General features: G+C 37.8%; 1 pseudogene. It reads left to right on the top strand.

Annotated elements, in window-relative coordinates:
* A pseudogene (locus AC07E5_RS09560) lies at window positions 1-503 on the top strand (IS4-like element ISAba1 family transposase); the annotation flags it as partial.

Raw genomic sequence — 503 nt, forward strand, 5'->3', positions numbered from 1 at the left:
ATTGCTTTGATTCAACGCTTTATAGCCATTTTTGGTAAAGACCGTATTGTGAATGTGTTCGCAGACAGAGAGTTTATCGGTGAGCAGTGGTTTACATGGTTAATTGAACAAGACATCAACTTCTGCATTCGTGTTAAAAAAACTTCATTGTCACCAATCATTTAGGAAAGAATCATAAAATTAGTGATTTATTTCGCCATCTTAAAGTTGGTCAAATTGAATGTCGTAAACGACGGATTTTGGTTGGTCGGGTGAAACTATATATAAGTGCACTACAGTTAGAAAATGGAGAGCTTTTACTCGTCGTTTCTCCTCAGTTTAATGCCAATGCTATTCAGGATTATGCATTACGCTGGGAAATTGAAACCTTATTCAGTTGTCTCAAAGGACGCGGGTTTAATCTTGAAAATACGCGCTTGACAGACCCTAGACGAGTGAAAAAATTGATTGCGGTGTTAGCTATAAGCTTCTGTTGGTGTTACTTAACGGGTGAATGGCAACAT

It is taken from the genome of Acinetobacter seohaensis (genome assembly GCF_056431365.1).